Origin of the sequence: Paenibacillus ihuae, assembly GCF_001368795.1 — a bacterium.
In the GTDB taxonomy this organism is placed as follows: Bacteria; Bacillota; Bacilli; order Paenibacillales; family Paenibacillaceae; genus Paenibacillus_AQ; species Paenibacillus_AQ ihuae.
This window is the reverse complement of the sequence record NZ_LN831199.1, coordinates 1-10,462: the sequence shown is the minus strand read 5'-3', so window position 1 is coordinate 10,462 and position 10,462 is coordinate 1. Positions and strand designations below refer to the sequence as shown.

Genomic DNA, 10,462 nt, shown 5'->3' with positions numbered 1-10,462 from the left:
GCGGCGCCCGGTGACTACAAGGCGGGCGACAAGGTTGCCCACGGCAAATGGGGCACAGGCACCATTGTGTCCGTCAAGGGCAGCGGCAACGATACGGAGCTGCAGATCGCTTTTCCGGCACCGGTGGGTGTGAAGCGGCTGCTTGCCGGATTTGCCCCGATTACCAAGGTCGAATAATCCGGCCAGGGATAGCGAATGCATTTTTAGAATATAAAGAGTAGTAGATGTGTCATTCACATGCTATAGAACGTGAACTTAAGAATGTGATCTAGCTCCACTACTTCATTCTTAAGTTCATCTTGTAGATATTATCCTTATGACGGAGGGATGCGCCCGGATGGACGTTATGCATACCATGGAAGAGCTCGTGGCAGAGCTGAATCAGTACAATTACCACTATTACACCTTGGATGCGCCGCAGATCAGCGACAAGGAATATGATGTGCTCTATGATAAGCTGGTTCAGCTTGAAGCGGAGAGCGGCATTGTGCTCCCTGATTCTCCGACCCAGCGTGTTGGAGGCGAGCTGCTGAAGGGATTTACTCCCCACCGACATCTTGCACCTTTATGGAGCCTGGATAAGGCGCAGAACATCGAGCAGCTGCGGAGCTGGAATGCCCGGGTGCTCAAGCTGGTGAACGATTATAATACGAAGAATCCTCAGACACCGCTGCCGGAGCCTTGCTATGCGGTAGAACTGAAATTCGACGGGTTGACCCTTAACCTGACCTATCGTGATGGTGTGCTTGTACAGGCTGCAACCAGAGGTAACGGGGTAACGGGTGAAGGAATTCTCGCTCAGGTGAAGACCATCAAATCGGTTCCGCTCACCATTCCCTTCAAGGAAGGCCTGATTGAAGTCCAGGGTGAAGGGATCATGAATCTGTCTGTACTGGCTGACTACAATACCCGTGCAGCCGAGCCGCTGAAGAATGCCCGTAACGGAGCCGCAGGTGCACTGCGCAACCTGAACCCGAAGACTACAGCTGACCGCAGGCTGAATGCTTTCTTTTATAATGTGGGTTATGCCGAAGGGGTGCAGTTTGCCGATCATCAGGAGATGATGGCTTTCCTGCGGAACAACCGTTTCAAAGTGAACCCATACCTCACCTATTTCGATCAGTTCGATGAGGTTACCGAGCAGCTGGCCGAGATTGAAACAAGCCGTTCCGGCCTTGATTATCTGATCGATGGGGCGGTCATCAAGGTGACCGACTTCCGGATTCGCGAGGCGCTGGGCTACACGGACAAGTTTCCGCGCTGGGCAGTGGCTTACAAGTTCGAGGCGGAAGAAACGACAACCATTTTGGAGTCGGTCAGCTGGAATGTAGGCCGTACCGGCAAAGTCACTCCGCTGGCGCGTGTAGAAGCAGTCGAGCTGGCTGGTGTTACCGTCCAGAACTGTACACTCAACAATGTAGGAGATATTGAACGCAAGAACCTTAAATATGCGCTGGGAACCCGGGTCTTCATCCGCCGCTCCAATGATGTCATACCGGAAATTCTCGGCAAGGTAACTGATGAAAGCGACGGCGGGGAGATCATCTTCCCGGATAACTGTCCTGCCTGCGGGTTCCCGCTGGAAATGCGCGGAGCTCATCTGTTCTGCAACAACAAGCTGGACTGCAAGCCGCAGATTATCAGCCGGATTACCCATTTCGCTTCCCGCGATGCGATGGATATTGAGACGTTCAGCGAGAAGACTGCCGGCCAGCTGCATGAAGAACTGGGCGTGCGTGAGCCGGCCGATTTATATGAATTGACCTTCGAGCAGCTGGTGAAGCTGGACCGCTTCGGGGAGAAAAAGGCGGATAATCTGATCAAAGCGCTGGAGGAGAGCAAGGGGCGTGATCTTGCTTCATTCCTGTACGCTCTGGGTATCCCGAATACCGGCAAAGCGACAACCCGGATGCTGGCCGAGCACTACCGCAGTCTGGAAGCAGTAATGAACGCAACAGCAGAGGAGCTGGCGGGTCTGCCTGATATCGGCGGAATTGTGGCTGAGAGCATCGTAAGCTTCTTTGCGGATCCGTTTGTGGCCACCAGTATCAACCGTATGCTGAACCTGGGCGTAGAGGCCAAGGCTCCTGAAGCCCCGCGCCAGGTCAATACTAACTCCTTCTTCAGCGGCAAAACGGTCGTCTTAACCGGTTCACTGCAGAAACTGACCCGGGAGGAAGCGGCGGAACGTCTGGAGGCGCTGGGGGCCAAGGTGTCCGGAAGTGTCTCCAAAAAGACGGACCTGGTCATTGCCGGGGAAAAGGCGGGCAGCAAGCTGGCCAAGGCACAGCAGCTCGGTATTCAAGTTATTGAGGATGAAGAGGAACTGATCCGGCTGCTTGAAATGTAAGCTGGCCAGATTAATGAGCATACAAATACAAGAACAGAGTCCTGTGATCGATTCGCTTTGCGGCGAAAGGTTACAGGGCTTTTTCAACGTTGCAGCAATATATGAACAACTGATAATTTAATATAACCCATTACTTATTTTGACAATTCGTTAACCTTTCCAAGGTAAGCTTGGTTAAGAATCATTATAACCAGGAAGGGGTATACAATGAAGAAGCTTATGAAGGGCATCGTTTTTGGAGGATTGGCTGCAGCTGTAGTTTCGGGGGCAACCCTCGCCGGAGCAGCACAAAGCACAACTAAAGCAGGGGGAACGGCCAAAGCCCAGTCTCAAAACCTCATCGTTCTGATTGGCGACGGTATGGGTCCGGCACAAGTTTCTGCGGCAAGATATTTTCAGCAATACACCAAGGGTGTCAATCATCTGAACATCGATCCATATTATGTAGGACAAGCAACTACATATGCAGACCGTGGAGAGGACGGCGGGAAAGTCGTTTCGGGGATCGTCACAGACTCTGCTTCAGCCGGTACTGCATTTGCTACAGGCCATAAAACATATAATGCGGGGATCAGTGTATCCAACGAGGATGTAGCTAAACCGTTTGCCTCCATCATTGAAGCTGCCGAGAGCAGCGGCAAGGCAACCGGGCTTGTAACCACGGCTCGCATCACTCATGCCACACCAGCCGTTTACGCCTCCCATGTCCGCAGCCGCGATAATGAATCGGCGATTGCCTCGCAGTATCTGGAGAGCGGCGTAGATGTCCTCATGGGCGGCGGTAAGCAGTTTTTTGTAACCAAGGATGAGAAGGGCAAACGTACGGACAAGAACCTCCTCCCTGATTTTAAAGCCAAAGGATACACTGTGGTCGAGAATACTTCTGCCTTAAATGCGCTCACCTCTAAAAATACCAAGGTTCTGGGCCTGTTCGGCAACTCGCATGTTGCCTATGTTCCGGATCGGACTGCGGAAATCCCGAGTCTCGCGGCAATGACCTCCAAAGCGCTGAGTATTTTGTCCACGGATAAAGACGGCTTTGTCATGATGATTGAAGGCGGTCGTATCGACCATTCCGGTCATGCTAACGATCTTCCAACACTTGTTCAGGAGACACTTGACTTTGATGCCGCATTTAAGACGGCGATTGAATTTGCGAAGAAAAACGGCAATACTTCCGTGGTAGTCACAGCAGACCATGAAACAGGCGGCCTGTCCCTCTCCCGCGACAATATCTACGAAATCAACATCGATTTGTGGAACAAGCAAAAGCACTCCTCCGAAAGCCTGGCAGCAAGTCTTGAGGCAGCGCAGACACCGGAAGAGATCCGCAGTATCGTAACGGCGAATACATGGATTACAGATCTTTCCGATGAGGAAGTTACCCAGATCATGAATGGCGACGGCTCCTCTTATAAACGTGAAGGCGCGTATAATGCGGTGATTTCCAAGCGTCTCCTGGTAGGCTGGTCCGGTCATGGGCACTCCGCAGTGGATGTCGGAATCTGGGCGTATGGTCCGATCGCAGACAAGGTTAAGGGTCAGGTGGACAACACTCAAATTGCAACAGCGGGTGCAGGCATCCTGGGTCTGAATTTGGAGAAGAGCTCAGCAGAGCTGCAGTCCAAATATGTGTATCCGAAGTTTAAAATCAGCCGCGACAACGAGGTCCTCTATCCGGCCGGGGCACTCGTCAAAGCGCTTGGAGGAACTTATAAAGGGGATACGGCTACTGCGAAGCTAAGCCTTGCGAAGAATACTATTGAGGTTAACCTGACGGACAAAACAGCTAAGCTGAACGGCAAAACAGCAGCTTATACAGTTGATGTTGATAATGGCGTATTGTATCTCCCGCTTAGCGCATTCAGTCAGCTGAAGGGCACAACCTTAACCTGGGATGCTTTGTCCGAACGGATCATATTGAGATAGGAGTGGCCTGGTTGCTCCAAATTCGAGATTTACAGAAACAATTTAAGGTCGACGGAAGAGTTGTACGGATACTGGATATACCAGAGTGGACAGTTGAAAAAGGAGAGCGTGTAGCCATTACCGGACCCAGCGGGTCCGGTAAAAGCACGCTTCTGCATCTGGTTAGCGGAATTCTGCGGGCAGACAGCGGTGAAATAGCGGTGAACGGCCAGCCGCTTCACAGTTTGGCAGAGGCGAAGCGCGATGCCTTCCGAGCCTCCTCTATCGGCTATGTGCTGCAGGACTTTCACCTCATTCCTTCGTTGACAGCCAGGCAGAATGTTGAGATTGCGATGACCTCCCGGCTTTCGCGCAAGGAGAGGAAGCAGGTGGTTGACTATTGGCTGGAGCAGGTGGGACTATCCGATAGAGGACAGCATCTGCCTTCCCAGCTGTCACGCGGCCAGCAGCAGCGGGTTGCGATTGTACGGGCATTGGTTAATCAGCCGCCGCTTCTGCTGGCGGATGAGCCTACAGGCAGCCTGGATTGGGAGACAGCGGATGAGATTTCCTCTCTTTTGCTGGAGCTAAGCGAAGCCCATGGACATACCTTAATCGTTGTAACTCATGACCTCAACATGGCGGACCGCTTTCCGCACTGCCTGAACATTCAGGATATCAATGAAGTGCGCCGGGAGACATCGCCTCAGCAGAGGATTATCCGCGGGAAAAGGGAAGAGGTAACAATATGAGTCTGTTCAGACTAACCCTCCGAAACGTGCTGCACCGGCGGTTCCTGTCTTTGCTTACCGTATGTGCAGTAGCAATTACGGTTGCTTTTATTGTTCTGCTGACTTTGTCCCGCGAGAGTGTAGAGCAGGGCGCCAAAAAAGGCTACGGTCCATTTGATCTTGTTATTGGGGCTGCAGGCAGTGAGACTCAGCTTGTACTAAACACCTTTTACCATATCGGTGCGCCAACCGGAAATATTCCGCTTGCCGTTCTGGATCAGGCGAAGCAGGATAAGTCCGTCGATCAGGCTTTTGCCATGACAACGGGTGACAATTTCAAGGGGTTTCCGATCGTCGGGATGGATTCCGGCTATTTCTTTACCCGCTACGGGGACAGCAAGCTGCAGGAAGGTGTTATGTATACCCGTACCGGTGAAACCATTGTTGGCGCGTATGTCGCCGAGTCTCTGGGACTGAAGGTAGGGGATACCTTTTCGGGTGCGCACGGGCTTGTGCAGGAAGAGGCCCACGAATCAGCAGAAGCGGAACATGGAGAGAATCATGGGGCTGGAGAGCACGATGAAGAACATGATGAAGAACATGCCCATGAGAGCTTCCACTACACCGTAGCAGGCATTCTCCCTGAACTCCATACCCCGGATGACCGTGCCGTATTTACAACCGTGGACTACGCCTGGGCTGTACATGAACTTGCACCTGAGGATCGGGAGATTACAGCGGTGCTGGTCAAACCGGCCAGTCTGTTGGGGGCCCACGATCTGAAGCAGGCACTCGACGGGAGTAATGGTGTTCAGGCGGCTTATACAAGCAAGGCGGTTTCAGATGTGCTGAATGCGGTAGATCAGGGTTCCAGGCTGCTAAGCGTGCTGACGGCTATTTGTGTGCTGCTGGCCGGCATTGCGATTTTGTTGTCTCTGATTGCAGCTGTCGGAGAGCGCACCAAGGATGTAGGACTTTTACGTCTTCTCGGAAAATCCAGGGCTTATGTATGGCTTACATTAACCAGTGAAGGTTTGCTGGTAACGGCTGCCGGACTCATATTCGGTCTGCTGCTCGGCCATCTCGGAGCATACCTGCTGAAGGATGCGTTGTTCGCACAGGCAGGTATCCAGATAGAACCTTATCATTGGACACCGGAGCATTGGCTTATTGCTGCAGGTGCACTCTCCATAGGGTTGCTGTCCTCTCTGGGGCCGGCCTTCCGGATGTACCGGATGCATCCGCTCGCTTTGTTCAAATCATAGGAGGGACACACACTTGATACGATTACAGGGAAGACGGATCCTGACGTCCGCGGCCGTTATCTGTATGCTGCTGCTTCAGGCATGCGGTCAGGATAAGGCAGATGAAGGCAGCGGAGAATCCTTTGCAGCGGTATCGGAAGCTTCGGGCAGCTCTGATATATTGGCCGCTGCTGAGGCGACTGCTGCTCCGCAAGCTTCTGCAGAAGCCTCTCCTGCGGTGGAGAACTCTCCGGAAGTAGAAACTGCGGCTGTCACTTCCAGCCCTGCCGTAGCTGAGGCTCAAGCTGAAGTGCCATCCGAAGGCCCAGCCCCAGCCGCTGAAGACAAGGTGCCAGCTACGTCTAAACCTTCTGCATCTGCAGCGGCTGTTACACAGAAGCCTACCAAGAAGACTGCAGGCTCCATTCCGGGCGCTGCCTCTCCTTCTCCTGTACAAGGTGCTAGTCCGGAAGAGGTTAAGGACGAAGAGAAGAACAGCGCCGAAGCGGAATCAGCGAAAGTCAGCCCCGTCCAGGCCGCCAGCCCGTCTCAGCCCGCTCGGGTATCAAATCCAGCGGCGGCATCCTCCACAGGAAACACGGAGATTGACTGGAACAGTTTTTTCGATGGCAGTGACCAGACCCGCCCCTCAGAGCGTTTCTGGGATCTTACCGGCAGCAAGGTTACGATAAAAGGCTTTATGGGTGAAGTCCTTTCCTTTGAGAAGAACTGGTTTCTGCTCATTCCGGAGCCGGGTGCAGAATGCCCGTTCGATAACGGCGATGAGACCTACTGGAACAAGATTATGATTGTATTTGTGCCTGAAGGCAGCAAGCTCCGCTATACCTCGGGCCCTCTGGAAATTTCGGGACGCCTGGATGTCGGGATCAAGATTGATGAGTCGGGCTACAAAACGATGTTCCGCCTGTACGATGCGTCCTTTAAAAGCTTATAGTACCTAAACTACAAAAGCCTTCTTATCCCTGACGGGAAAGAAGGCTTTTGTAGTTTAACTATAGATGACACTCGCAGCAGTTATACCCTTTTCGCACCGGGCACCCAGGCGTCCTTATCATAACCCCGCTGTTCCCAGTATCCGACATGATCTTCTTCGATTAATTCGATCCGGTTCAGCCATTTGACCGATTTGTAAGCATACATTTGCGGAGTAATTAGGCGTACCGGTCCGCCCAGCTGATTAGGAATGGGCTGGCCGTCATGCATAACCGCGACCATCACGTCCTCCATCCGGGCTTGAGCAAGCGTAAGAGAGTCGGTATAAACACCGTCACCGGAGTAAAATTTGACCGTTGTGGCTTTGTTTTGTACACCGGCCATATCGAGCAGCTTGTAAAGAGGGAGGCCCTCCCATGTGTTTTTATAGACAGACCAGCCGGTGACGCAGTGAAAATCACTAACCTGCACCTCGCGCTGCAGCCTGACGAACTCTTCCCAGTTCCAGGTGAAGGTCTTATCCACCAGACCGTTGATCGTAAACGACCAGTTGGAGTTATCGAAGGCGGGAATGTCCGTTACGGTATACACCCGGAAGTTCCCTTCGGCACCGCCGCCTATCGGCGGGGAGGATTCAGCCAGCGGCACGGGATCGGGGAGCAGGGCATTGGCGTTATTGGCCGCATACTCTGCAGACCCGGGAAGCTGAAACGACTTGCCGATCCACCTCACAAAGGTGGGACCGACCGTTATTGCAAGACCAGCTCCCACTGCAAGCTTAATGAATCCGCGCCGCGTATACACAGGCTGGGGTCCACCGGTAGCCGCAGGACGTTGCTGTCCGCCCGAAGCACCCCCACTCTCACCAGCATCCTGTTCAGGGATGACAGAACGCATCTTAGGTTCCTTCAGCCATTTAACCCTGGTGATGGAGTGATAGATAATGACAGGAAGCCCGATCCAGGTGAGGAGATCATGGACCAAAAGCGCCATATTGGCTGCCCGTGGCCCGGCAAGTCTGAATTGCCACAGCACAATACCGGATACAATCCAGCCGACAAGGAGAAGGAGCACGAAGATTACGTTTGTCTTTTGGGCGGTTTTTCCCTTCAGCCTCTTCCAATGCTTGGCGGCAAGCAGCAAATAATAGATGACCGGAATAAGCAGAACCAGTCCAAAAGCGATATGAGCCCATTTTAGCCACACTCTGCCTTCACCCAGCACTTCACGCCAGAAGCCGCCCACCAGCAGCAGTCCGCTCAAAGCCAGAAACAGCACCAGCCATGCATTCCACATATGAATCGAGACCAGCTTTTTTCCGTACCCTTTGCGGATATTCCCCAACATCTTTTTCAAGCGATATCCCTCCTCGAGCCTCCGGAGCTGTACCGGTTATTTCAAGTTTGAATTAATTGTACCGCAAAAAACAGCGGATGAATAATTTTGCTATTCAGCAGGTATGCCTTCAATAAGAGAATGTGCCAAAAAGCCCATCAATCCCCGGTAACGGAGAATGATGGACCTTATGAAGGAACTTGTTATGAAAAGTCCTGCAGCTATTCAGCCGCCCATTGCTCCAGCTTCTTATCACCAGGCAGCAGGAGCGCAAGCAGACCGAGCAGCGGAAGGAAGCCGCAGGCTACGAACACTGTTGTGATGCCAATCCGGTCAATAAGCTCACCGATTACTACGGAGCCGATACCGCCGAGTCCAAAGGCCAGACCGGTGATAAGCCCTGAGACTGTGCCGATATTGCCAGGGTACAGCATCTGCGCATAGATTACTGTTACCGAAAAGCTGGACAGCAGTACGAAGCCGGAGATTACCAGAAGAACTGCAGCCCAGAAATGATCCACAAAAGGAAGCGCAAGCGCAAACGGCACCGTACCTACCATGGAGATCAGAATAAGATTACGCCGCCCGAAACGGTCAGCAAGCGGGCCGCCAAAAAAGGTACCTACGGCACCGGCTGCCAGATACATAAAGATGTAGACTTGGGCGTCATCCAGCTTCATTCCGTAGTTATCCATTAAGTAGAAAGCATAATATCCGCCGATGGAGGCGCCATACCAGGAACGGACAAAAACGATAAAGACGAGAATAACTGTGGCCATCAGGATGCTTTTACGGCGGGCGGGATCGATTGTGCCTCCTGAGGACTTTTTACGGAACGTGTACCCGGAGTTCAGCATTTCACGGTACCACCTGGCCACATAGGTCTGAACCGCGATTCCGGCAGCGGCGAAAACCGTGAACCCGAGCGCCCCGATCTGTCCGAATGGAATAAACACCCACTTCATGAGCAAGGGTCCTAAGGATTGTCCGGCGTTACCGCCTACCTGGAAGATCGACTGGGAGAGTCCTTTGCGCTGACCTGCCGCCATGTGAGCGACGCGCATCCCTTCCGGGTGGAAGGCTGCCGACCCGAACCCTACGAGCATGACAGAGAAGATTACCAGAGCATAATTGTCTGCAAAAGCTAAAAGGAACACTCCGGCGAACGTACAACACATGCCAAGCGGCAGGAGAATGGGGCGGGGTTTGCGGTCGGCCGCATAGCCGATCACCGGCTGGATCACCGAAGAGGTGATGTTTAGGGCAAAAGCAATCCAGCCTACCTGGCTGAAGGACAGCAGCAGATTATCCTTAAGTGTAGGAAACATCGCCGGAATAAGCGCCTGAACGGAATCATTGAATAAATGAACAAAGCTGACTGCCAGCAGAATCTTGTAAATCGTAGCCTGTTGCAGATTGCGCTGCTCCTTGACTTCCAAAACAGATGAAGGAGTGTCCGCGGGATAGTTACTATTACTGTTCATCTGAACTCCTTTCCAAGCAGATAATAATAGGAATGAATCGGAGGGATTCAATAGATCCTATTTTAGCCACAACCAAAGCGTTATGGAACTCAATTTGTGCCCCGGATAGGCCAAATATACACCAGATTATTATTTTGTAAAAAAAAGTTTGCAAACATCTGCCCAGCATGATATATTATCTCTTGTGCTTATGAGACATCAACGCCAAGTGATTGGCTGAGAGAAAAATAAGTTGACAAGTAATAATGAAACATGATATGATCTAATTCCTGTGCAAGAGACACAATGTTGAAACGCCGGGAGCAAGTTCTTTGAAAACTGAACAAATGGAACGCGTTAATTTTTCAAGATTCATTTAATGAATCGTCAGTTTCAAAATGAGCAATCGCTCTTTCTAGATATTTTCGGTCGGTTATTTTCTCGAAGTGATTCGGGTGAAGTAATCGCTCGAAAAAA

Annotated in this window: 8 protein-coding genes; 6 read left to right on the top strand and 2 right to left on the bottom strand. The window is 52.0% G+C overall.

The genetic code is table 11. From position 1 onward, the window contains the following. From AQR02_RS35630 to AQR02_RS19740, 6 genes are all read left to right on the top strand, one after another. On the top strand, positions 1–177 hold a 177-nt coding region (locus AQR02_RS35630; protein ID WP_159067804.1), incomplete at its 5' end, for a hypothetical protein. A 160-nt stretch (positions 178–337) separates the two neighbouring features. Next, positions 338–2,350 (top strand): NAD-dependent DNA ligase LigA, encoded by a 2,013-nt coding sequence (gene ligA, locus AQR02_RS19760; protein ID WP_054942187.1) that lies wholly within the window; start codon positions 338–340, stop codon positions 2,348–2,350. Positions 2,351–2,557: 207 nt separating this feature from the next. Further along, positions 2,558–4,279 carry an alkaline phosphatase gene (locus AQR02_RS19755; RefSeq protein ID WP_054942186.1) on the top strand — a complete coding sequence of 574 codons (1,722 nt, stop codon included), beginning with the start codon at positions 2,558–2,560 and terminating at the stop codon, positions 4,277–4,279. 11 nt (positions 4,280–4,290) lie between these two features. Then, on the top strand, positions 4,291–5,010 hold the full coding sequence (locus AQR02_RS19750) for an ABC transporter ATP-binding protein (protein WP_082451980.1): 720 nt from the start codon (positions 4,291–4,293) through the stop codon (positions 5,008–5,010). Continuing rightward, positions 5,007–6,254 (top strand): ABC transporter permease, encoded by a 1,248-nt coding sequence (locus AQR02_RS19745; protein ID WP_054942184.1) that lies wholly within the window; start codon positions 5,007–5,009, stop codon positions 6,252–6,254. Before AQR02_RS19750 ends, AQR02_RS19745 begins: the two co-directional genes overlap by 4 nt. 13 nt (positions 6,255–6,267) lie before the next feature. After that, complete coding sequence (locus tag AQR02_RS19740; protein ID WP_054942183.1) at positions 6,268–7,188, top strand: hypothetical protein; 921 nt, start codon at positions 6,268–6,270, stop codon at positions 7,186–7,188. Positions 7,189–7,268: 80 nt separating this feature from the next. On the opposite strand, the gene AQR02_RS19735 is transcribed toward AQR02_RS19740, so the two are convergent. Then, positions 7,269–8,543 carry a molybdopterin-dependent oxidoreductase gene (locus AQR02_RS19735; protein WP_082451979.1) on the bottom strand — a complete coding sequence of 425 codons (1,275 nt, stop codon included), beginning with the start codon at positions 8,541–8,543 and terminating at the stop codon, positions 7,269–7,271. Positions 8,544–8,743: 200 nt separating this feature from the next. Further along, positions 8,744–10,006: an MFS transporter gene (locus AQR02_RS19730; RefSeq protein ID WP_082451978.1), complete on the bottom strand. Its 1,263-nt coding sequence runs from the start codon at positions 10,004–10,006 to the stop codon at positions 8,744–8,746. Between the last annotated feature and the right edge of the window lie 456 nt (positions 10,007–10,462).